The organism is Acetobacterium paludosum (assembly GCF_008086595.1).
Taxonomy (GTDB): domain Bacteria; phylum Bacillota; class Clostridia; order Eubacteriales; family Eubacteriaceae; genus Acetobacterium; species Acetobacterium paludosum.
This window is the reverse complement of sequence record NZ_RXYA01000002.1, coordinates 90818-113569: the sequence shown is the minus strand read 5'-3', so window position 1 is coordinate 113569 and position 22752 is coordinate 90818. Positions and strand designations below refer to the sequence as shown.

At 37.9% G+C, this 22752-nt stretch carries 21 protein-coding genes; 20 read left to right on the top strand and 1 reads right to left on the bottom strand.

Annotated features, from left to right (window positions below; all coding sequences use genetic code 11):
* Positions 1 to 35: 35 nt before the first annotated feature.
* Positions 36 to 524, bottom strand: a complete 489-nt coding sequence (locus FZC41_RS02630) for a DUF6803 family protein (RefSeq protein WP_148565832.1) — start codon at positions 522 to 524, stop codon at positions 36 to 38.
* A gap of 255 nt (positions 525 to 779) precedes the next feature.
* On the opposite strand from FZC41_RS02630, the gene FZC41_RS02625 reads away from it, so the two are divergent.
* The 20 genes from FZC41_RS02625 (at position 780) to FZC41_RS02540 (ending at position 22750) form a co-directional block, all read left to right on the top strand.
* Positions 780 to 1856: a chitobiase/beta-hexosaminidase C-terminal domain-containing protein gene (locus tag FZC41_RS02625; RefSeq protein ID WP_148565831.1), complete on the top strand. Its 1077-nt coding sequence runs from the start codon at positions 780 to 782 to the stop codon at positions 1854 to 1856.
* A 221-nt stretch (positions 1857 to 2077) separates the two neighbouring features.
* The gene (locus FZC41_RS02620) at positions 2078 to 5239 is read left to right on the top strand and encodes a methyl-accepting chemotaxis protein (RefSeq protein ID WP_148565830.1); all 3162 of its coding nucleotides are present in this window, start codon (positions 2078 to 2080) and stop codon (positions 5237 to 5239) included.
* A gap of 222 nt (positions 5240 to 5461) precedes the next feature.
* Positions 5462 to 6019 (top strand): NADPH-dependent FMN reductase, encoded by a 558-nt coding sequence (locus FZC41_RS02615; protein ID WP_148565829.1) that lies wholly within the window; start codon positions 5462 to 5464, stop codon positions 6017 to 6019.
* Between the two features lie 210 nt (positions 6020 to 6229).
* Positions 6230 to 6640, top strand: coding sequence for a hypothetical protein (locus tag FZC41_RS02610; RefSeq protein WP_148565828.1), 411 nt, complete (start codon positions 6230 to 6232; stop codon positions 6638 to 6640).
* Between the two features lie 768 nt (positions 6641 to 7408).
* Positions 7409 to 8257, top strand: a complete 849-nt coding sequence (locus FZC41_RS02605; RefSeq protein WP_148565827.1) for a hypothetical protein — start codon at positions 7409 to 7411, stop codon at positions 8255 to 8257.
* A 485-nt stretch (positions 8258 to 8742) separates the two neighbouring features.
* The gene (locus tag FZC41_RS02600) at positions 8743 to 10518 is read left to right on the top strand and encodes a dCMP deaminase (RefSeq protein ID WP_148565826.1); all 1776 of its coding nucleotides are present in this window, start codon (positions 8743 to 8745) and stop codon (positions 10516 to 10518) included.
* A gap of 272 nt (positions 10519 to 10790) precedes the next feature.
* Complete coding sequence (locus FZC41_RS02595) at positions 10791 to 11654, top strand: hypothetical protein (protein WP_148565825.1); 864 nt, start codon at positions 10791 to 10793, stop codon at positions 11652 to 11654.
* A gap of 331 nt (positions 11655 to 11985) precedes the next feature.
* The gene (locus FZC41_RS02590; RefSeq protein ID WP_148565824.1) at positions 11986 to 13665 is read left to right on the top strand and encodes a hypothetical protein; all 1680 of its coding nucleotides are present in this window, start codon (positions 11986 to 11988) and stop codon (positions 13663 to 13665) included.
* A gap of 51 nt (positions 13666 to 13716) precedes the next feature.
* Positions 13717 to 15288 (top strand): hypothetical protein, encoded by a 1572-nt coding sequence (locus FZC41_RS02585; RefSeq protein WP_148565823.1) that lies wholly within the window; start codon positions 13717 to 13719, stop codon positions 15286 to 15288.
* Positions 15289 to 15490: 202 nt separating this feature from the next.
* The gene (locus FZC41_RS02580) at positions 15491 to 15886 is read left to right on the top strand and encodes an MmcQ/YjbR family DNA-binding protein (protein WP_148565822.1); all 396 of its coding nucleotides are present in this window, start codon (positions 15491 to 15493) and stop codon (positions 15884 to 15886) included.
* A gap of 75 nt (positions 15887 to 15961) precedes the next feature.
* Positions 15962 to 17533 carry an IS21 family transposase gene (gene istA / locus FZC41_RS02575; protein WP_148565821.1) on the top strand — a complete coding sequence of 524 codons (1572 nt, stop codon included), beginning with the start codon at positions 15962 to 15964 and terminating at the stop codon, positions 17531 to 17533.
* Entirely contained in the window at positions 17526 to 18251 is a 726-nt protein-coding gene (locus tag FZC41_RS02570) for an ATP-binding protein (protein WP_148565820.1), read from the top strand. Before istA ends, FZC41_RS02570 begins: the two co-directional genes overlap by 8 nt.
* A 460-nt stretch (positions 18252 to 18711) precedes the next feature.
* A complete protein-coding gene (locus FZC41_RS17495; RefSeq protein ID WP_205737051.1) occupies positions 18712 to 19017 on the top strand; it encodes a Fic family protein in 306 nt (101 codons plus the stop codon).
* A 26-nt stretch (positions 19018 to 19043) separates the two neighbouring features.
* On the top strand, positions 19044 to 19466 hold the full coding sequence (locus FZC41_RS17490; RefSeq protein WP_205737050.1) for a Fic family protein: 423 nt from the start codon (positions 19044 to 19046) through the stop codon (positions 19464 to 19466).
* Between the two features lie 197 nt (positions 19467 to 19663).
* Entirely contained in the window at positions 19664 to 20065 is a 402-nt protein-coding gene (locus FZC41_RS02560; protein WP_148565819.1) for a hypothetical protein, read from the top strand.
* 104 nt (positions 20066 to 20169) lie between these two features.
* Positions 20170 to 20760, top strand: coding sequence for a helix-turn-helix domain-containing protein (locus FZC41_RS02555; protein ID WP_148565818.1), 591 nt, complete (start codon positions 20170 to 20172; stop codon positions 20758 to 20760).
* 76 nt (positions 20761 to 20836) lie between these two features.
* A complete protein-coding gene (locus tag FZC41_RS17700; protein WP_279235166.1) occupies positions 20837 to 20962 on the top strand; it encodes a hypothetical protein in 126 nt (41 codons plus the stop codon).
* Between the two features lie 17 nt (positions 20963 to 20979).
* Entirely contained in the window at positions 20980 to 21141 is a 162-nt protein-coding gene (locus FZC41_RS02550; RefSeq protein WP_186855132.1) for an MmcQ/YjbR family DNA-binding protein, read from the top strand.
* Positions 21142 to 21291: 150 nt separating this feature from the next.
* Positions 21292 to 21885 carry a Crp/Fnr family transcriptional regulator gene (locus FZC41_RS02545; protein ID WP_243136642.1) on the top strand — a complete coding sequence of 198 codons (594 nt, stop codon included), beginning with the start codon at positions 21292 to 21294 and terminating at the stop codon, positions 21883 to 21885.
* Between the two features lie 64 nt (positions 21886 to 21949).
* Positions 21950 to 22750: an SDR family oxidoreductase gene (locus FZC41_RS02540; protein WP_148565816.1), complete on the top strand. Its 801-nt coding sequence runs from the start codon at positions 21950 to 21952 to the stop codon at positions 22748 to 22750.
* Positions 22751 to 22752 lie beyond the last annotated feature (2 nt).

The window sequence follows — 22752 nt, the reverse complement described above, 5'->3', positions numbered from 1 at the left end:
CAGTTTGAATTAATAGAGCACCATCATTCATATAGTTACATGATTGGCATCGTTGACATACTGCTTATAATTTCAGGATTAACCATGCCGAAGATCATGGCAATATGTGCGGTTACAAGAAAGCCTGAAATAAGAATAAAATGGATCTTCATTTTTTCTTCTTTCGTTTTACCTTTAAATAGGATGCCAAGTTCCATTAGGGCAATTGGAAGAAGAAATATTACGCCCAACAAATAAAATCCGACTGCGACAACATCGACCCAGGTATGCCATTGACCGGTCGTGGTTATGGGAATAACGGCGGCAATAAATAAGTAAATAAAAATTCCTGTAAAATACAGTCCGGCAAAGATGCCAACGGCTTTGTTGAAGGTCCTTAATCTTCCCGTTTGTAGCCGATTAAAGATGATAAAGAATTCTGAAATCGTCAGTGTTTCTGCGCAAATTACCGGAATCGCCATGAAGATTAATAAATTCCATGGTTGGTTGCTTGTCAATAATGACATGTAATGGGTCATATCCATAGTGTTTTTCCTCCTAAAATTTAATTTCTTTGCCTATAATACAGATTAATTATGTAGGAATTATGGAGATTCTTAACTTTATTGAAAATTTAGAAAGATTTTCAAACAGACGGTGATAAGTGAACTTAAATAGTAATAAATATTTGTTGATATAACAATAAAAATACTATAAAATACAAAAAAAGTATTAATTCTTTGTTGACGCTTAAATGTTTGATTCTACCCCTAATTAAATCCAAATAAGGAGAAATCATTATGAATGATGAAGAAAAAGTAACGGGAAAAATTGAATCAGTTCCAGGCAATGACGAATTGCCAAAAGACGAATTGCCAGCAGAAGAAATGAATTCAAAAAATCAAAAAACAAGAGAAAAAAGTTTGGCGAAAGAAATACCCCCTCATCCAAAAGGTAAAAAGAAATTAATAATCATTTTAGGAATCGCTGGTGGCATATTACTTCTTGCCGTCCTGGCTTTTTTCCTTGTCAATCAGTTTACCACGTCAAATTCGAATCAGAATTCAGATGATAAAACAATTGAGAATACCACGGATAAAGAAGAATTAAAAAAGTTGTATGATGAACTCATTAGTTCCTATGTCGCATCAGGAAAATCCGAAGCTGAAATACTTGCATTATTGGAAAAAGCGGCTGAAAAAACAGGGGATCAAAGCTACATTACCGAAAAAGAAAATTATGTTGCTAAGAATCCAAGCTACAATCTGGCTCCCGGAGCCTATCAGGGAACACAGAGTTTGGAAATTATTAAAGGTAATGCTACTGATAAACTATTCTATACAGTGGATGGCAACGTCCCGGAAAAAAACTCGACGGAATATACAAGTCCCATTAGTCTCCCCATCGGCGAAACGACGGTTAAAGTGATTGAAGTCAATTCCAAAGATGTGTCCAGCTCGGTATTAGCAGGCAAATACATCCTTACCAGCCCAGACAGCAACCTCACCGCTGAAGAATTGATCAACAGATTATCTGGAGTCTGGTACAAAGAAGACACCGGCAGCGCACTGCAAATAGCCCAAACGACCTTCCGTGAATACATACCAAAGCCCCTATCTACAGCCGGTGGAGATTTCGTTGTTGTGAGTACAACTGAAAATGGCGGAACCATAAAAATAAGTAATTTTACGGTTGATGGCAATAATCAGGGGGATATGCTCGTCGACGTTGACCTTGGAGCGCAAGGTGATAATAAATTCAGTTTCCGATATGAAGGCAGAGACTGGCGGGAATTTACTGCAGCCGAATATCTCGGCGGCAACCAATATCGTTTGCCCTTCGCATTTGCCGGATCCGATATTATGACAATGAACTAGTTTTGAAATTACTGCCCCAAAATAATAATAGCCATGCAAATAATAGTCGATTAGTCTAAAAATTTAAAACTGTTTAAAAAGTCTTCCTGTGGGTATTTATTATCATTGTGGAGGCTTTTTTAGAAATCAAACTGACGCTGGACTAAAGTGCTAGTTGTTAGTTCAGTATAAAAAAACTACGTGTATAGTTAAAATATTTTAGCTTAGAAAGGAATGGACTAATGAAGAATACAAATAAAAACGAACAAGAGCATACACAAGTTGGCATGCGTTTGTCCACAAAATTACTTGCATTCACTACCTTGATTCTGGTCGCTGTCGTACTCATATTAGGGTTGATCGCTATCACTATCAGTTCGGCTGCTTTGACGAATGAATCAAATAAACAGGATGAGGCTTTTGTCAGCGAAGGTGCCGGTCATATTGGTGCTGTAATCTCTGGTAATCTTGGAAAACTCGATGAAATTGGTCTCCGGGCGCGAACAGCCACCATGGATTGGGATACCCAAGTTTCCTCCATATCGGTAGATGTGGCTCGTTTGGGTTACCAGGATATTGCAGTTATGGATATGAATGGCCATGGCAAATATATCATTGGCGGAGGGGAATTTAAATCAGAAGGTGAATACTGGTACAAGGACGGTTTTGCTGGAAAATCATCCATTTCCGACGTTGTCATCAGCAAAGTCACCAATGAACCCTCTGTTTTTGAAGTGTCTCCAATTAAGAATAATGGGCAGGTAGTCGGCCTCCTGGTCGGTCGTCGGGATCCCACCTTCTTATTGGATATCACCAATGGCATGGGTGACGGGGTTAGAAAATACGGGATGGTCATTAATGAAGACGGCGCTGTCATGGCCCATCCCAACGATCAGCTGATTCTGAATCGAACGAATATATTTGATGAAATTGAAGCCAATGGTCCCTTAAAAGAGTTCGGGTTGGCGATAAAGAAATTGGGCGTGGGACAAACCGGAAGTATTGCCTATAATTATCTGGGAGAAAATAAAATTGCGTATACTGCCCCCATTCCCGGATCGAATTGGACCCTTATTGTCGTCAAATTTGAGAGCGATGTGCTAGCTCCCATCAATAATTTGAGAAATATCATTCTGATTACATCCTTAGTAATCCTATTAATTGGCGGTCTAGCCACCTATATTCTGGCCAAAAAAATCACAAAGCCGGTCATTTCTTTAAATCACATGATCAAGGAAATGACTCAGGGACATCTGGGTGTACGGTTGAACATTGAATCTAAGGACGAGGTCGGTGAAATGACCATCTCCATGAACCAACTAGCGGATGACTTGCAAAATGTAGTCATCGGCACCATGAACCAGATTTCAAATGGTGACGTCTCTGCAAATATTGAATTAAGGGATCCCCAGGATGAAATCGCACCGGCTCTCAAACGTACCATCGAAACCATCAGGGGGTTGATTACCGAAACTACTCTGTTGTCCCAATCGGCAATCAATGGACAATGGGAAACAAGAGGAGATGCCAACGCCTTTGATGGTGGTTTTAAAGAAATTATTGAGGGCGTCAATGCCACCCTGGATACGGTTGTAGATAAAATGTTATGGTACGAAGCCATCATTGACGGTATTCCTTTCCCTGTCCATGTAACCGATAATAATATGAAATGGACCTTTATGAATAAGTCCTTTGAAGCTCTGATGATTACCAACGGCGTCATTAAAGACCGAAAATCTGCCTGTGGCATGGATTGCTATAATGCCGGCGCCAATATCTGTCAGACCGAAGGTTGTGGAATCCGTCGGTTGGTTGATAAAAACCTGCCTGACAGTTATTTTGAATGGGTTGGAAGAAACAATAAACAGGATACGGCATACCTTAAAAATAAAAAAGGTGAAAATATTGGTTTTGTGGAAATCGTAACCGATTTAACTCCGATTATCAGAGTCAGTGACTATACCAAAACGGAAGTCACCCGACTGGCTAATAACCTGATTTATTTAAGCGAAGGAAATCTGGACTTTGACCTAAATATCGGTGCCGCCGATGAATATACCAGTGAAGTCAATGCTGAGTTTAACGAAATAAACAATAGTTTAATTACGGTAAAAGCAACCATCAGTGAGGTACTTAATGAGGGCGTCATGGTTACCCGTTCGGTTAATGATGGAAATCTTAAAGCCCGGACAGAACTCAGCAAATTAAATGGAGCCTGGAAATCATTGGCTGGTGGCATGAATTCCATTATTGAAGAAATCACCAAGCCGCTGAGTGAAGTTATGATTGTTATGGATGCGATGTCAAATGGCAACCTTCAGGAACGGATCACTGGGAATTATAAAGGGGATATCGATGGTCTCAAACAATCCGTGAACAACACTGCCAGTCGTCTGGATATGGTTGTCAGTGAAATTACAGATAAAATTGAGCAATTATCCCAGGGTAATCTGGATATCGAAAATGCCCGGGAATTCCGGGGCGATTTTGTCACTATCTCCAATGCCATTAACGTGATTATTGCTTCGCTAAACGATGTCATGGGCGATATCAATGTGGCGGCAGAACAAGTTGCCTCCGGCGCCGGCCAAGTATCCGCGGGAAGTCAATCGCTGGCTCAAGGTTCCACCGAACAGGCAAGCGCAGTTCAGGAATTAACTGCTTCCATTACCGAAATAGCAAACCAAACCAAGAATAATGCCATTGATGCCAATAAAGCCAGAGAATTAGCAGACAACGTAAAAGATCATGCTGCTAAAGGCAATGCACAGATGTCAAAAATGCAGGGTTCTATGGTAGCCATCAACCAATCATCCAATGACATTTCAAAAATCATCAAAGTCATTGATGATATTGCTTTCCAGACCAATATTCTGGCCCTTAATGCCGCTGTGGAAGCTGCCCGGGCCGGTCAACACGGCAAAGGTTTTGCCGTAGTTGCCGCGGAAGTCAGAAGCCTGGCTGTCCGAAGTGCAGAAGCCGCCAAGGAAACCACGGTCTTAATTGAAGGCTCCATCGATAATGTTCAGGAAGGAACAAAAATTGCGAATAATACAGCCGCGGCTCTGGAAGACATTGTGGAAGGCATTGAACAGGTTACCACCCTTGTCGGAAACATTGCCATTGCTTCCAATGAACAGGCATCCGGCATCGCCCAGATTGACACTGGGGTAGAACAGGTAGCTCATGTGGTCCAACAGAACTCGGCAACTGCCGAACAGAGTGCTGCAGCCAGTGAAGAACTTTCTGGGCAGGCTGAGCTGCTTAAACAACAGGTTGACACCTTTAAGCTCAGAACCAAAACAAAATCAAACACCCGGGCGGCCAAACCCCACCAGGAATCATTAAAAAGACAGTCAGAACCGACTATTGATTTAGGCGATCGGGACCTGGACAAATATTAAAGGCATCCTTTCTTACAAAAAAGGCGTCGTAAAAGCGTCTTTTTGTAAGACAATCGTTTTGCAAACGGTACGCTTTTGATTTTGATTGTGAGATAAGAAGTCCCAGGTACCAAACACATCTAACTTTATTTATTTCCAGCGTTTATCTTCGGTTTAATAAGGTATATTAATATTAGATTGATTTAAGATTGATCGAATATTTAAAAATCGAGGAGGATTACAATGACAAAAATTGGGATAATATTAGGCAGCACCCGACCGGGTCGGAATGGGGAAGCGGTGGCAAAATGGGTTAATGGACTGGCCCAGAAACGAACCGATGCCACCTTTGAGTTAGTGGATGTGGCGGATTACAATCTGCCCCTTCTAGATGAGCCGAATCCGGCGATGATGCAGCAGTATACCAAAGAACATACTAAAGTCTGGTCAAAGAAAATCAGTGAATTTGACGGATTTATCTTTGTCACAGCTGAATATAACCACAGCATTCCCGGGGCCTTAAAAAATGCCATTGATTATTTGAATGTGGAATGGCAAAACAAAGCCGTGGGATTTGTCGCTTACGGCAGTGCCGGTGGGACCCGGTCAGTTGAAGCGCTTCGACTGGTGGCCGCGGAACTCCATATGGCCGATGTTCGGGCCCAAGTGATGCTCAATCTTTTTACTGATTTCCAAAACATGAACGTGTTCACACCAGACCCACGCAACGAAAGTGCTCTGAATGACGTGTTTGATCAGGTCATTGCCTGGAGTGGGGCGCTAAAGACTTTACGCGTTTAAGTGCTAAGCATTTTTAGAAAGCGCAACCGACTGGTCAATTGACAACGTTCTGGCCGGTTGAAAGTAAAATGACCATAAAAAACCAGAATCCAAGACTAACAACTTGGATTCTGGTTTTTTTGTTGCTTATTAATCTTTCCCTGACAACAATTTAGTGATACAATATTTCCATTAAATACGATTACATCGACTTGACTGAGGGGATAATCAATGAAATCAAACTATGAATTTTTAGGCGATCACTTTCCGGCACTGGCGATGATGGGAAGTCTGGCCGAAGACTACCTGTATACCGACGGGAACTCCTGTATTATCAAGCTGGGTCTCTTCGGGGAAACCATCGTCAATTTCATGATGGAGCTTGACAATGTCGAGCCTCCGTTAATGGAAAACACCCATGCCAACCGGATCAAAGTTTTAAAAAAAGAAGGTTTGATTGCTCCGGGAATTGACGACATTTTTTACGCCCTGCGTAAAGCCCGAAGCAAGGCCGTTCATCAAGGCTACGATTCCTATGATGATGCGGTGATTCTGCTGGAAATGGCCTACAACCTGGGCGTCTGGTTTATGCAGGTCTACGGCGACTATGCTTATGAATCTGTGTTCCCCCCGCCCAGTTGACGTCCATGAGTTAAACTGGCTTACGTTTAATGAAACAGTGTCGCTTTTATAGATGCAGCAAAGGCATGGTACTTCTTATTAAATTGAGAATGTTGGTAAAGAATAACTTGCTCATTTCTTTACTGCTCGCAGTATTCCATTCAAAGTAGGGAAAGAGTTAAACCGGGTCTGGCGAGTTCATTATGAATAGTTTCAAAGACAGAAAGTTTTATGCCATTGATGCAGGCACGACAGGGATAAAGAATTGTCTGCATATCTGGATCGGTCAGTTCATCTAGTATCGGCCATTTATATCTTTATCCTGTGCTAGTTGTCAAGCTTCAACAACGGTATTACGTGAGCTATCAGTACTGGTAGCAATATTGGTGTTACTATAATCCTGATTTTTCAGCCGGATTATTTCTAGATAATTTACCATAATTATCGACTTCCATAATTTGTTAGGGTGCCAAAAGCAAATTAGACAATGTTTTCATACAATATACAGACTTGTAACTTACTTTTTAATCAATATACTGTTTGCTTAATGTTTCCGTTGAGTTTTGACACCTTAACTATAATTGTATTTACACAATTACTCGTGAATAAAATAATTATAATGCTACTGCACTGGCTTCGAAAAAGGGTGCACTATTCAAGCGGAATATTCAGTTATTTCAATCGTCATATTGTAACTAAGTAGTAGAATTTCAAAGAAAGGAATGTAATGAAATGCTTATGCCAAGAAAAAAATCTTGGTGATAAACATATTATACGAGGTGATAGAAGATGAATGAAGATTCAGTGATAGAAGAAAAAACAAAATTAGATGCGATTCTTGAGGCTAAAGAAAAAACGACAAACCAATGCCAAAGCAATAAAATTTTAATAAAAAAAATTCTTGAAAACAGTGGAGTAATTATTACGGTACTTACTACTTTAGCATTCATATGTTTATATGGATTTCAATCAGGTAAATTGTTATATTTAGGACTGCCAAATACAATGATTCAAATTGATTTGATGTCATATTGTTATATTATTACCTATTTAATGCTTATACTTACAAGCTTTGTAAGCTGTTATTCGATGTATAAAGCTGATCAAATTTTGGATATACACCGTTTTCGTTTTGATAGATTCGTTATCATGTTGTTCGGGTTAATGTTCTTTATTCAAGCTTTAGGTTACTATACATTACAGACAATGATAAGCATTACTTTTGTAGCGATACTCATAGAATTTGTTTTAAAAAAGAAAAATAATCTAAAAAAACCAGACATAGAAGAAAAAATACCTGAAAATAAATACAAGGACACTGTAGCATATTATTCATATAAATTTCTTGAAGTCAGTTATAATAAACTCATCGTAATTGTTATAATAATGGCGGTATGTGCATCTATATCGACTGGAATAGGTTATTTTAGAACAACAAATCAATCAACATATCAAATTTTAGAAGAAAATGGATTAATAAAAGCTATAGTCGTTGATTATAGTGATACAGCAATTGTATTTAATGCTGAAATCATTGATAAGCAATTGTTTTTACATAATGATAAATATATGTTAATTTCAAAAGAAAATCTTCCATTAACTTACACAGAATTCAATAATGTAGTTATAACTCGCTAACGTTCGAGTCGAGGGGACGGTTTCTATGAAATTCAAACATCATTATCTGACAGTAACTGGTTCATTTAGCTTAAGAATAATATTATAGACTACTTGTGTTAAATATCTATTTTGAACATGAATTTTCATTGATAATTGATTGCTTTAGAAGTGGAGAAATCTAAACTCAAAAATAAAAAATAGGCGCATGACCGTGCCAGATACCACTTAACTTTAATGACTTTTTAGCTGGTTTTATTGAGAATTCACGACGTATCCATGCTATAAAACATGTGCATAAAGATTAATTTAATCGAGATATGACGTCCTGCTAATGTATTGACGAAGCTATGGAAAAATTTGATAAACAAGCTTCTGAAATATAATAAGATAATGGGTTATACGTTAAAGCACTTATACTAAATACTGCAAAATGTTTTTGTTGAATCTAAAAAGTTCTATGAAAAATGTTTGAAATTATCAAAGAATGAAGGAGAAATCTTATTATGAAAACGCGTGAGGCGATAAATAAAATATATGAAGATCAAGAGGATTTTGTTATTATTGGTTTAACAGGAAGAACAGGTTCTGGTTGCACAACAGTTGCAGATATTTTAGAGGAGCCCAAATTCGAAAAATTAAAATTAAGAACTCCAAAGAACTATGATTTTAAGGATAGCGAGGAGATAAAATATTCAATATTGTATAAATATGTAAATGAGCCCAAAAACAAATGGCAACCATTTCAAGTTATTTCAATCAGTAATATTATTGCATCCTACATATTTGAAAAAGGATACGAAGAGTTTCTAAATTATTTAGCTAGTACTTTAAAAAAAACTGATGCTGAAGAAAAGATAATAGAGAGTCTTTCTGCTTTAAAAACAGAAATAAATCAAATAAAGGAAGATCTTGATTCTATTGATTATGAGAAAATAGTTGATTGTAAATTATACAATACATTCATAGATGGAATTCCACCAATAGCTTCAAGACTGAAAAAAATTCTAGCAGTTCATATTATAAGAGATAATGAAAAGGATGCTCAATTATACACATATGTATTTCAGAAAATAGGCAATAATATTAGAGCATCAGGCGATCCTTTTGAATCTGAATTTAAACCAAAAAAAATATTTGCTTTGGCAGAACGGACAAATACTTTAATAAAAGAAATTCGGAAAATTAATAAAACGAAGAACAAACATACCCTAATTTGTATTGATGCGATAAGAAATCCTTTCGAAGCAACATTTTTCAAAGAACGTTATAGTGCTTTTTATTTAATTTCTGTAAACACAGATGATGTATCAAGGAGAAAAAGATTATCTAAATTAGGTGCCGACGAAATTCTAAGTCTGGATAAAACGGAATATCCCAAAAAGCTAGAACGTGAAGAAATATTTTACAAGCAAAATATTTTAGCATGTCTAGAAATATCAGATATTCATATTTATAATCCGGATCGTAAAAATTTCAATTATTATTTTTTAACAAGACAATTATTGAAATATGTTATTTTAATGCGTCATCCTGGCTTAGTTACACCTTCTCATATAGAGAGATGCATGCAAATTGCTTACAATGTAAAATTAAATTCGGGATGTCTTTCTAGACAAGTTGGTGCAGTTGTAACAGGCGATGACTATTCTATAAAATCAGTTGGTTGGAATGAGGTTCCAAAGGGACAAGTATCATGCAACTTAAGGGATATTAAACAGTATTTAGAAAATAAAGACAAAGAATCGTACAGCAATTACGAAATAACAGATTGTGAGTTTTCTGATACAATTGAAAAAGTATACGATAAAATTGAATATCAAGAACTAAATGGACGTAATCATCCATATTGTTTTAAAGATATATACAATGGTATGAAGTGTCAAAAGAACCAAGTTTATACAAGGGCACTTCATGCAGAAGAGAATGCCTTTCTACAAATATCAAAATATGGTGGTATAGGTGTAAAAGGTAGTTTCTTATTCACAACTGCGAGTCCATGCGAATTATGTGCAAAAAAGGCGTATCAATTAGGTATCAAGAGAATTTATTATATCGACCCCTATCCAGGAATCTCTCAAAGCCATGTATTAAAGTTTGGTAGTATCGATAATCCTGAGATGCATTTATTTTATGGAGCAATAGGTAATGCATATATTGCTTTATACACATCTAAAATTTCATTTAAAGATGAGTTGGAGATGTTAATTGGAGTAAATCCAAAAGAAATAATAGAAAGAAACAATAGAAAAAGAATAAGAAAAAGAACTCTAAAAAAATGATGGTGTCTGGCTCACTTAACCAGAGTTCTGGTGTCAAGCTTACTTAACTTATCAGCTGGTTTTATTGAAAAATCACGGACGCTTCTAGTATTTATAATTTTTCTTGAAATTTGTATTTCCCTTATTGATAGCAACAGCGTTATTGATTAAAAGATTTGCAGCGAAGACTGCGCTGTGACAGGACAAGGGGCGTATCGACCGTCACACAAAATAGTATACTAAATATTTCTGTCAAAAAAGACTCTGCAACATACCTGAAAGGACATGAATCATTGAAAAAGAATGAATTTCTAACTGCCAATTCCGTTCAGAACTTTATGCATTGGTTGGAAACGAAGATGGATCAAGCAAATTCATTTTCTCATGGCTATACGATGAAGAGGCCCATTATGCAATGGAAGTGTAATTCCATTTATTCAGCTTATGAAAATTATTGCTGGTCATTCAGCTATAACGATCCCACCAACGGAAAAATCGTTAACGGTAATACATTTGATAGAAGTGCGTTAGCATTATCAAGTTTGTCTCATGGATTAAGAAGAAGCATTCAGGATTCCGACTCTGAAGCCTGTCAAAAACATTGCTGTTCGATTTTCCAGTGGGGCGGTGTACTGCGTAGTAATGATAAACGAGTCGAAGGACTTGGAAATGGTATCTGTCACTATTTAAAGAAAATTAAAAACTGCGTAGCTGAGGATCGGTCATCCGATGACTATTATCAACGTGAGATGATTATGAATTCTGGATTTACAAAAATCTATTCTTTATGTATTGATGATTTTATTATATACGATGGTCGAGTCGGTGCCGCTTTAGGGCTTCTAGTAAATAAGTTCTGTGAAGACTATTCATTGGAAGCGGTTCCGGTTGAACTGGCATTTGCCTGGGGAAAAGGAAAAGAAAGCACCTATAAACGCAGTTCTGAGAACCGGCGTAATCCAGGCAGTGACAGATATACTTTTCCTGAATTGAATAATAATCCCAAACGACACATTGAAAACAATATCCGGGCGAACTGGCTACTGAGAGAAATCACTGATCAAACAGAATCCAAATTCAATAAAATGGATAGAGATTTGCAAATGCGAGCAATTGAGGCGGCTTTATTTATGATCGGTTATCAGGTCAATGGTTGATTACACTGACAGTGCCTGCCTTAAATAACTTGTTTGTGAAAGTGAATCAGTAAAAAATAAAAGGGAGCTGAACCATGAACTTATCAGAAAGACTCTTATACCAGACCGAAGATGGTCAGTCAAAGATTGAAGTCACTATGAAATGCAATACCATCTGGTAACCGCCAATTTGTTGGAATACTGCAAAACGTCACGAAAAGAATCAATAGTACCCAAAAAGGGCTTTTCGGTACCTACCTCAACTTAACATAAATCAAATAAAGTCATATTTTAAAATTGGATGGTGAAAGATAACATAGCACAAATTAATAAACAAATAAAGGAGTATTAAATGTCTGTAGAAAGTTATATTAAAGAAAACGCCTCATGTTTGTGTGACAAGGTTTATGTTGCGCCTGAAATTCCAGAAAAAATGTTGAACAATGCTATTTCAGGTATAGCACCTGGTGTTAATCATGAGTATGTATTAGCTATTGCTGATACATCAATTTTTGGTAGTGCAAAAGAAGGTTGCTTATTTTTGGGTGATTCGGTTCATGTACGTGGCATGTTGGAAAAACCACAAAGCTTTAAATTTGAAAACATAACATCAGCAGAGTACAAAAGCATAAGAAAAGTAAAGGATAATGGGAAAGTTGATATCAAGGAAGAAGTGATATTACATCAAGTTGATGATATTGAGACTTCATTGACTTCTTGTCTGACGAATATAAGTTTCAAAGAGTTTGCAAAATTGATTAATGGTATTCTTGAAGCGAGTGGTGAGGAAAATAAATTTGAAACCACATCCCAGACAATGCCTCTGGAATCAATGGAGAATGAGATTAAGAAAGCGTACTTGAAAATTATTTGCAATTTTGCTTGTTCTGACGATGACATAATTGATTCACAAGAATATGCTGAAATACTTTCATTGATTGTCAGAATTGAACTTGATTCTTTGGATCGGCTTGAACTCCGAAATTATATGTATCAAACGGATAATAGAGAAGATAGTGATGACTTAGTAAGGTATTTAGAAGAAAATGTACCGGAAGGTAGCTTTGAGATAATAAAAAAATCATTGCTAAAAGATATGATTTACTTGTTCAGAATAAAAAACGAGTATGAATGCTGGCCGCAAAATAAGTTTTTTACGACATTGCAACAGCAGTTTAAGGTTAATGATGAACAGATTGATCTGATGATGCTGGCAATAAAAAATGATGAAGAAATTCTAGCACAGCGTAAAAATGATTCGGAAATAACAAAGTCGATGAAAGAGATAGCAGCAAAAGCAGGTGCAGTAGGGGTGCCTTTGGCAGCTATTTATTTTTCCGGATCGGTAGTTGGTATGAGTGCAGCAGGTATTACGTCAGGCTTGGCGACGCTTGGTATGGGTGGCCTATTAGGTCTCTCCGGAATGGTGACAGGAATAGGCGTCGTTGTTATTGTTGGTGTTGGCGCATACAAGGGGATAAAAACAATAACGGGACTTAGTGATCTGGAGAACAATAAACAACGTGAATTAATGCTGCAGGCAATCATCAAAAACGCCCAAAAATCTCTGAATTATTTAATTGAAGATGTTAATGAAATTTCTACGCAGCTAATGAAAGAAATTAAAAATGGCACTGAATCCACCATGAAAATTGAAAAAATATCAGCAATGCTCGGGATGTTAAGTAAAGGAGCCCAAACAACAACAGAAAAGATTACGCATGCAGAAATTGAATCAATCATTGCCCAATTACCACCTAAACTTGATGCTGTTCGTTTAAAAGAATTAACGAAAGAAGCAACAAAGGAAAAATTAAAGACATTCGTTTTAGCCTGTTATATTGAAACTGAAACAATTGTTGATGATGGTGGGGTCCGAATAATTTATTTATTAAGTGGTAAACTACCTTTGAATACCTATGAGCAGTTATATTCAGTTCTTGAAAATATTGGCTATTTGGATGTCTCTTCAGCAGCGTTTGCTTCTATAAAAGGAACAGCTAAAAATCTATTTAAAGACTTAATTAATTAATTCACAGCGGTGTATAAAAAGATCTATTGCGAGTATTGAGAGGGGTATTCAATGTCTGACAAACGAATTGATGAAGAGTTTATAAATAATGCAGGAAAGGTGCTATTAGTCCAAAAGCATCAAAAAACTGATGTAAATAACCAACTTTCACAAATTAATATTTCCTTGGAACACTTATCGGAACTGAATTCAAATAATCTTGAAAATTTGGATGTCATACTAATGGAAGCGGAGCTCTTATGCCAGCAACAAAATATTGAGCCCCTAGCTTTCACAATGGAAGACTTTGAATTTGGTTTTGAATTAACGGCATTATCTGCGAAAGAAAAGTCTAGTATCCAAGTAGATCAGTTAGAAATGCTTGAAACAGTGGCAGTTGATGACAATTGTGAATGGGAAGAATATCTTAATAATATTGAAGTCTACGCAGAAAAAAATGATATCGACTTATCTCGAGATCCATTTGAAAATTTAATGACTGGTTCAGAGCGTACACAGCTTAGCGAACGGATACAATCTGACTACATGATGAAAAAAGCAGCATGTGATAAATATGATTACATGATTGCCGCCTTTTGTGGCGCAGGTGCTGGGTTGATCGACAGTTTTTTTGTTGGTATGCCTGATGCGAGTAAATTAGGGACATGGTCAGATAAGCAAACTGACGGTTTAGTTCAAAAGTTTTCAAAAATGGTTTGGAATGCTGACAAAAAAAATGGTATGCCAAACTTAAAAAAAGAACCTGATGGGATAGCAAGTGCAATTGGATACCTTGAACGTCGGTTTAAAGTGAATTATGATGCGAGGTATGCTAGTGATTTAGAAATGGGTGAAAATATTCTAAATATGAACACCAAAAATCATCATTTAAAATCCCTTGGACATCAACCAGATTTAATCGGATTGTTTTTTTCAATTCTCGACCAATTTACTGGGAAAGCAAGCTTTATATCGGATGGTCAAATTATTAGGTTTGAACCGAAGGGAAATGGTTTTGAACTAAAAGGCGGGAACTTTTTAGCCAAGCTGTTTTCTGGATTTTGCAACTGGATTGGTCATATTATGTCTGATGTTGCAGGTTCGAGTGGTACTCGCGGACATGAAAATGGTGGTAAAGGGATGGGCGTTGGTATTCCCTTCTTTGAGATGTTTCAATTTTGCAACTTTGGTTCTTTTAATGTAGAGGGAGAACAAAAAAATCTGGCTGAGTTGATGGCAAAGGTTTTTGAGAAAGGGTATGATATGCGCCATGGCATTGCGATGGCGATACCGGTTGCAATCAATGAGCTTTTCATCCGTTTGTTATGGGCAATTAAAAGTCGCTTTTATCATGAAAGAACTTGGCAAGAGTCGCTTCCTTTTGGGAGTAATCCTGAACTTAGACGAATGCTACTTGTGGGACATGGAACATTGTGTCTAGTTGACGGTGCCGATGCTGCAAAACGTTCGGGCGGTGTAATGTTAGCGTTTGTGCTTCATCTTAATATGATTGCATGGTCTCGGTTCGCTTTTGCTGGTCTGAAAGAAGTTCGTACTTTATATAAAGAAAATTGTTTAGATATGGAATCAATGGAGAAAGATCTTGAACTGGAATGGAATGAAATTTATGGATATATGTATTAATAATTGTTGTTCCAGGGGCAAGGAAAATTAACTTTAAGTTGGCGGTGCCAGGCACACTTAACTTATTGACTTAACTTATCGGGGTCGACTCTTCCCGTTAACACATGAGACTGAGGTTTTGCGCACCATCTTCTAACGGTGCCGGCCTCAACTTAACTTACTATGCGCGGCGGGAAAGATAACGATAAAAAAGGAGATGCAAATGAAACCTTGTCAAAAATGGGATCAGCTGATTGAACAAACAGCTTTAGAGCTGACGGGAGCAACCCGGGACTATCAGCCGGAATGGGATGCCGTCCGATATTTTATCGGTGAGCTGATGTTTGCCATGCGCGGTGAGAACAAGAACGGCGACTCACTGTTGACCCTCAAGCTGCCGATCGGCGATGGTGAAATTCTCCGCTCCCATTATCCGGATATTATTCCCGGCTATCATATGAATAAACAGCATTGGAATTCGCTTCTGCTTGCCGGCGATGTCCCGGAACCGGTTTTGATTGAATATTTCACACCAATGATACTGCCGGTATTCAATTGGATACCGGCAGTGCACACATTGATACTGGCAACGATTCACAAATCAATACTGGCTATTTAAGGAATGATACCGCTGCAATATAATGTATATAAGGGAATAAATATCCCTTAATACATTAAAAAGGAGGACATGAATATGTCCCGAAAAATCGCAGTGAAGCTCATTATGGAATTACGTGCCAATGGGCTTTCGCAATCATCAATCGCACGTAGCAGACACATGTCAAAAACTTCTGTTAATGAAGTTTTTCGTATTGCTGAAGAACAGCATCTTTCCTATGATGATATTAAAGACCAATCTTCAGGAGAAGCTTATCATCTCTTTTTTCCGTATAAACATGCTGAAGAAACCGTTTATACGCTACCGGATTATGACTATGTTCATAATGAGTTGACCAAAGTGGGTGTCACCCTCAAAATTCTCTGGCAAGAGTATCGTGATAAATGCAGTGCAACGTCACATCTTGGCGTTGGTTATACTAAATTTTGTAATGGCTACCGTGATGAAGTGGAGCGTAAAAAGCTAACCAATCATCTGACGCATAAGCCCGGTGTGATTGCCGAAGTTGACTGGAGTGGTAAAACCCAAAAGCTGATTGATCAGATTACTGGTGATGAAATAAAAGTTTATCTCTTTGTTGGTACCTTACCTTACAGTCAATATACATATGTTGAACCTTGTTTAGATATGAAACAAAATACATGGCTCAATTGTCATGTGCATATGTTTGAATATTTTGGTGGGTCAACAGTTCGTACAATTTGTGATAATCTCAAAGTGGGTGTTGTTTCTCATCCAAAGGAAGGTGAGATCATTCTCACTGAAGCCTATGAAGCTTTGGGTGATCATTATTGTACGGCTATTATGCCCGCACCGGTAAGAAAACCAAAAGCAAAGGCTTCTGTTGAAGGAAGTGTTGGTAAAATTGCCACTGCGGTGATTGCTAAACTCAGAAATAATGTCTATTACAGGCTTACCGATTTGAAAGTCGATGTTCTGGCTGCACTAAAAGCATTTAATAACAGGCCTTTCCAGAAACGGCAAGGCAGTCGCACTGAAATTTATGACACCATTGAGCACGCCTGTTTGAGGCCATTACCAGTCCATCCCTATGAGGCAGTTACCTGGTTTTACAACAAGAAAATCTATTCGGATTGTCATATCATTTTTGAAAAGAATCATTACTCTTGTCCTTATCAATTTGTGGGCAAACAAGCCGATTTACGTGTCGGTGATTCATTCATCGAGATTTATTGTCACAATGAACGAATTGCCAGTCATCATCGTTTTCCATACTATGCCATTGACCTATGGTCGACCCATGATGAAGATTTGCCTGAAAGTTTTAAGCAGGCAGAATGGAATCAGGAACGTTTTATTAAAGAAGCCCAGGAAATGGGTGATTCCACTTTGGAGGTAATTCATCGGATTTTCGAAAATACCCGTCTTCCGGAAAGAGCTTATAATCCGTCGTTGTCTGTACTGAAACTGGCTAAAAAATATACGTCGTTACGTCTTGAAAATGCCTGCGAAATGGCACTCAAAACGCATCGTTCTCCAAGGTATAAACACATCAAGCCGATATTAGTCTCTGGTGAAGATATCCTTTATGCCAAAGACCGAGATGCAGCTCATAAAGCTGAAACAGCCAGTACTACGGGTTTTATACGCGGTGCATCTTACTATGGAGGTTACGACAATGATTAATGATGAAACCCGACGTAAACTCCGTGAAATTCAACTGGAGGAAATGATTCAGGTGATTGACCAACAGGCAAAAGATAATATTTTTGCAACCCTGTCTTTTGATGAGCGTATGAAACTCATCATTGATTATATCTATCAGGAAAAGCACAACAAGCGTGTCACAAGCCTCATAAAGCGCGCAAGATTTAGAATCCCAAATGCCGCCGTACAGGATATTTTCTTTGCTGAGAGACATCTTGACAAAGATCTGATTCTGGAAATTGCTTCCTGCACTTTTATCAGCAACAATCAGAATATTGTTATTCGAGGGTTCACTGGTTCTGGAAAATCATACATGGCCTGTTCTATTGGTAAAGAAGCCTGTAAACAGGGGATTCGCACACGGTATATTCGCTTGCCGGACCTTCTAATGGAATACACTGAAGCAAAGATCCAGCCAGATGGGCAAAGTAAAGAACTCAAAAAATATACGAACTATCCCTTATTGATCCTTGATGAATGGCTAATTACGGATCTTTCTGATGATGAACTCCATTTTCTGTTTGAACTGATCGAACGCCGTTACGACAATGGAGCTACCATTTTCTGTACCCAGTATAAGATCGAGGACTGGCATGCTCGCCTCGGTGGCGGTGTTCTAGCTGATTCTATTATGGACCGCATTATACATGGTGCCCACATTGTAAGCTCTGGCAGTATAAATATGCGCGATTATTGAATATCAGTATCAATTTATGAACCAATGGTATCATTTCAAGTACTGCCAGTATCATTAGTGTGTACTGGCGGTACCCTTTGTGTGAAATAATCATTTGATCGACTGTATCCAATTGGCTTATCAGACCGTGTTTATGAAACTGACGAAAAAGAAGCAGCGGGAAATTGCGGAAAGCAGTCCTGCGTGATCGTGCCAGGTACACTTAACTTATGATCGAAAGTCATAAAAAGATGAGTGGTAAAAAGGCAGCAGGAGTAGACCAATTAACCAAAATTGAGTACGAGCAAGATTTAGAATCGAACATTGAGTCACTTTTGGAACGGCTGAAAAAGCAGGCATATAAATCACAAATTTTGGTGCGCACTCGGTGCCAGACTCAACTGATTGTGGTATGATCGATACCTCGCAAAACTTAGCGAAAATAATCATTATAAAAGGAGTTCACATAGGAGATGATGAAATGACTAATAAACCGCCGTATACGATAACGGAAAAATCTGCCGATTACCTAGCCAAAATAGTAGAAACCGTAACGAAACTGGAATACGCCACAGATTTCAATCGGAATATTCGTCTACATCGATTAAATCGAGTTCGGACAATTTACTCATCCCTCGCTATCGAAGGTAACTCCCTCTCGCTCGGGGAAGTAACTGCTGTCATTGAAGGCAAGATAATTGCAGGAAAGAAAACGGAGATAAAAGAAGTAACAAATGCATACGAAGCCTATGACAAAATTATAAACGTCAACACCCCTATGATGTAAAAGACTTTTTGAAGGCCCACGAGTTAATGACACAGGGCTTGGTTGAGGAATCAGGAAAGTTTCGAAGAGGCGATGTCGGCGTGTTCGACGGCGATGTGCCTGTACATATCGGCGCAAGACCACAATTCGTACCTGTCCTTATCAAAGATTTGTTTGAATGGGCTAAGAAGTCTGATCTACATCCCGTGCTAAAAAGTGCAATTCTTCACTATGAAATTGAAACCATCCATCCGTTTTCAGACGGAAATGGACGCATGGGACGGCTATGGCAGACCCTCGTGCTTGCAAAATGGAATACAATTTTTGCTTGGATTCCAATGGAATCTGTTATGTTTGAGAAGCGTCCGCAATACTATGATGCAATCGAAGCGGCAAGAAAATCTAATGATTCCGGCGTGTTTATCGAATTCACGCTATCCGCTGTTTTAGATACGGTGAGTCTGATATAAAAGAGATACGTGATTTACGCAACAAAACAGGTGAGGTTTTTCACGAATATAAAACTAGGCTAGACAGAGAACATAAAAACGTTACTGGATTTACGTCAAGAGAATGGTTTGTAGAAGAACGAGTTAACTATTATAGCAAGAACATTGATGAAATGAGTTTTACACTCCAAGTTTGCTTTGAGGCTGATAGACTGAGTATGCAGGCTGAATTAGCAGAAATTGCGGTACGAATGAGGTTGAACTATCTGGATCCTATGCTTGAAGATCTTTTTTATCAGCTTAAGTATAATTACGATAATAGCTTTAGCATTTCGATTGATGATAATATTAAAGAAATTTTTAAACCAATTAACTCAAATGCAAAGAAAATTATTGGTGATGGGAAAGATCTTATTTTTATAGACAAGAACCCAAAAAAACTTTTAAAGTATATTTCTGACAAGTCTAACCGATTAGAAGAACAACTTAACTCAACAGCTGGCAGTAATTTAATTAAGCAAGCTTTATCTGAACGATATGAGCAGCAGGAAGTCCTAATAATGCCCGATGATGGACTGCAAGGGCAACGAATATTTATCCCAGTAATTGAATTAGAGTAAGAACGCAGACCGGTGCCTGCCCCTTAGCTTATTTCACTTAACTTATTGAGATAACCCGGACATTTATATTAACGTGTAACTAAGATGCAAGGAGGAATAAAAGTATGACTATTGGAGAAAAAATTAAGGAAGCTAGAAAGAGTGCGGGACTTACACAGGAGCAGATGGCTGAGAAACTGATGGTATCAAGCCAAGTAATTACAAAATGGGAAGCTGATCAAGAAATTCCAGATGTTGATAATTTAAAGGCAATTTCGAGCTTCTTTAATGTAAGTATTGATCATCTGTTTGATAATGAACAGGATATCGATACATCAATTACTAGAGAAAAGATTGACATATCAAAGTATAAAAAGAATGCGAAAGAGCAGATTATTACTGAAAAATATCCAGAGGCTGAGATATGGTTGTTAATTGCCGAACAAAAGCTTACAAAGGGTGAGAAAATAATTGATAATGTATTAGGATTTATATTTAACGCACCCTTTGGGATGCCGGGATTAGCTAATGGGCTTAAAAATAGTAATAAATCTTTCTATTTGGTAAATAAAGATAATAAACAGTATTTTGTTATGATAACAAATGAGTTTATCGAAAGTCGTGAAATGACAAAGCCTCTGACAGAAAAGAAGTTTGAAATTGATGATATGAAATTTATCAAGTGTAACTATCGGGTGAAAAATAAAAATAGGTAATGATCGATATCAGTTTCGTCAACAGATAAAATCGCATTCAGTTTTTCCTTGTTTTATCTGGTTCATCCGGAGGATCATGAAAAATGGCTTAGACGGTATAGAGGGTTTTTCATTTAGTGCTGTCACCCTTGGACAGCAGACAGAGAATATCCCTAAAGACAAGAGCTCCAATGAGACCGATGCCTGGCGCAATTTAAAATAAAAGAAAAGGAGATGCAAATGAAACCTTGTGAAAAATGGGATCAGCTGATTGAACAAACAGCTTTAGAGCTGCCGGGAACAACCCGGGACTATCAGCCGGAATGGGATGCCGTCCGATATTTTATCGGCGAGTTGATGTTTGCCATGCGCGGTGAGAACAAGAACGGCGACTCACTTTAGAGAATGGCGCTGCCAGGCACACTTAACTTAAACCTGGTTTTCAATTTTGATAAATTGCAGCCGACCAATACCGTTTGATGCTCACCGTTTTTCACATTATGCGAAGGCGCAGGAGAAAAAATGCAACTATAAATGAATAGGGAGACATCGATGGGAAATACCGATAGTTTGTGGATAAAACTTTTGAGAAGTACTGGAATGGTTTTAGATGATGATAACATTGCGCTATTGCAGAATAATTTTATGCTTAAGTTAATAAAAAAGGATCATTTCTTTTTACAGGAAGGTGAGAAATCCAGAGAAATCGGGTTTGTCATGAAGGGTCTTTTTCGATCTTATTACATCGATAAGAGGGGGAATGATATCACAAAGTATTTCTATGCGGAAGGTGGTACGCTCTTTTCTTATGTGGCATACCTGTCTCAAACGGAATCGACCTATTGTATTCAGGCTTTGGAAGACAGTGAGCTTCTGGTTATGAAAATTGAAGATTTTGAGAGAATCGTAGATGGTAACTATGAGCTGCTTTTATTTTACAAAAAAATGATTGATAACGTCCTTGTTGCAAAAGAGGAACACGCAAACAGTTTTAAATTATTAAATAGTTCCGATCGCTATAAACAATTCCTTACAAAATATCCGGACTTGGAAAAGCGTCTGAAACAGTGTCAGCTAGCATCCTATTTAGGAATCACCCCGGTGTCACTCAGCCGTATACGAAAAAAATCAAATCTTATCAAATGATAATGCGGATAAGCTTCAGATGACTTATGATGATGCCTAAGTTTATTAATGGAGGTTGACAGAAATGAAAGATGGACGTGTTGTTTTGATTACGGGATGTTCGACCGGTATTGGACGGGAACTTTGTGAGGTCTTATTTAATGCTGGACATAAGGTGGTTGCAACAGCTAGAAATGCTGACAGCTTAAAGGATTTGTCGGCATCGTTGAAGCTGTCCCTGGATGTGACGAACGAGGAGTCGATTCATGAAGCAATAAATGAAGTGATTTCACGATTTCACAAAATTGATATACTTGTCAATAATGCGGGCTACTCAATGAGAGGTGCACTGGAAGAGATCGACGTAAATCTTGCCAGAGATATGTTTGATGTGAATGTTTTTGGGATCATTCAGATGGTTCAGGCAGTGGTGCCGAAAATGCGCAAGCAAAAATCCGGTAAAATCATAAACATCGGATCGATTTCGGGGAAATTTGCTCAACCGATTAACGGAGCCTACTGTGCATCAAAATTTGCAGTAGAAGCTTTAAGTGATGCATTGCGATTAGAATTGCACAGCAATAATATTCAGGTTACCGTTATTGAACCGGGACCAATGAATACATATTTCTTTAAGACGTTGGACAACAATTCGAATGCTCTGTCATCCGATACAAATTCATGTTATGCTCGTTTTTATGAATCAGATGCAAGTAATAGGAAGAAACAAAAATTAGCCGAATCGAAAAAAGCTGCAAAAACCATCAGTGATATCATTTTGAAAAGCAGGCTGAATGCCCGATATCAGGTTGCGGTTCCTTTTTCATACAACATGATTACACATTTTCCTGATTCCCTAAAAGAATACATTTTGAAAAATAGGTAGAA

What these genes read in the sequence shown, in the direction of transcription:
- FZC41_RS02630 (WP_148565832.1), bottom strand. Translation starts at nt 524, where the DNA reads ATGGATATGACCCATTACATGTCATTATTGACAAGCAACCAACCATGG.
- FZC41_RS02625 (WP_148565831.1), top strand. Translation starts at nt 780, where the DNA reads ATGAATGATGAAGAAAAAGTAACGGGAAAAATTGAATCAGTTCCAGGC.
- FZC41_RS02620 (WP_148565830.1), top strand. Translation starts at nt 2,078, where the DNA reads ATGAAGAATACAAATAAAAACGAACAAGAGCATACACAAGTTGGCATG.
- FZC41_RS02615 (WP_148565829.1), top strand. Translation starts at nt 5,462, where the DNA reads ATGACAAAAATTGGGATAATATTAGGCAGCACCCGACCGGGTCGGAAT.
- FZC41_RS02610 (WP_148565828.1), top strand. Translation starts at nt 6,230, where the DNA reads ATGAAATCAAACTATGAATTTTTAGGCGATCACTTTCCGGCACTGGCG.
- FZC41_RS02605 (WP_148565827.1), top strand. Translation starts at nt 7,409, where the DNA reads ATGAATGAAGATTCAGTGATAGAAGAAAAAACAAAATTAGATGCGATT.
- FZC41_RS02600 (WP_148565826.1), top strand. Translation starts at nt 8,743, where the DNA reads ATGAAAACGCGTGAGGCGATAAATAAAATATATGAAGATCAAGAGGAT.
- FZC41_RS02590 (WP_148565824.1), top strand. Translation starts at nt 11,986, where the DNA reads ATGTCTGTAGAAAGTTATATTAAAGAAAACGCCTCATGTTTGTGTGAC.
- FZC41_RS02585 (WP_148565823.1), top strand. Translation starts at nt 13,717, where the DNA reads ATGTCTGACAAACGAATTGATGAAGAGTTTATAAATAATGCAGGAAAG.
- FZC41_RS02580 (WP_148565822.1), top strand. Translation starts at nt 15,491, where the DNA reads ATGAAACCTTGTCAAAAATGGGATCAGCTGATTGAACAAACAGCTTTA.
- istA (WP_148565821.1), top strand. Translation starts at nt 15,962, where the DNA reads ATGTCCCGAAAAATCGCAGTGAAGCTCATTATGGAATTACGTGCCAAT.
- FZC41_RS02570 (WP_148565820.1), top strand. Translation starts at nt 17,526, where the DNA reads ATGATTAATGATGAAACCCGACGTAAACTCCGTGAAATTCAACTGGAG.
- FZC41_RS17495 (WP_205737051.1), top strand. Translation starts at nt 18,712, where the DNA reads ATGACTAATAAACCGCCGTATACGATAACGGAAAAATCTGCCGATTAC.
- FZC41_RS17490 (WP_205737050.1), top strand. Translation starts at nt 19,044, where the DNA reads ATGACACAGGGCTTGGTTGAGGAATCAGGAAAGTTTCGAAGAGGCGAT.
- FZC41_RS02560 (WP_148565819.1), top strand. Translation starts at nt 19,664, where the DNA reads ATGCAGGCTGAATTAGCAGAAATTGCGGTACGAATGAGGTTGAACTAT.
- FZC41_RS02555 (WP_148565818.1), top strand. Translation starts at nt 20,170, where the DNA reads ATGACTATTGGAGAAAAAATTAAGGAAGCTAGAAAGAGTGCGGGACTT.
- FZC41_RS17700 (WP_279235166.1), top strand. Translation starts at nt 20,837, where the DNA reads ATGAAAAATGGCTTAGACGGTATAGAGGGTTTTTCATTTAGTGCTGTC.
- FZC41_RS02550 (WP_186855132.1), top strand. Translation starts at nt 20,980, where the DNA reads ATGAAACCTTGTGAAAAATGGGATCAGCTGATTGAACAAACAGCTTTA.
- FZC41_RS02545 (WP_243136642.1), top strand. Translation starts at nt 21,292, where the DNA reads ATGGGAAATACCGATAGTTTGTGGATAAAACTTTTGAGAAGTACTGGA.
- FZC41_RS02540 (WP_148565816.1), top strand. Translation starts at nt 21,950, where the DNA reads ATGAAAGATGGACGTGTTGTTTTGATTACGGGATGTTCGACCGGTATT.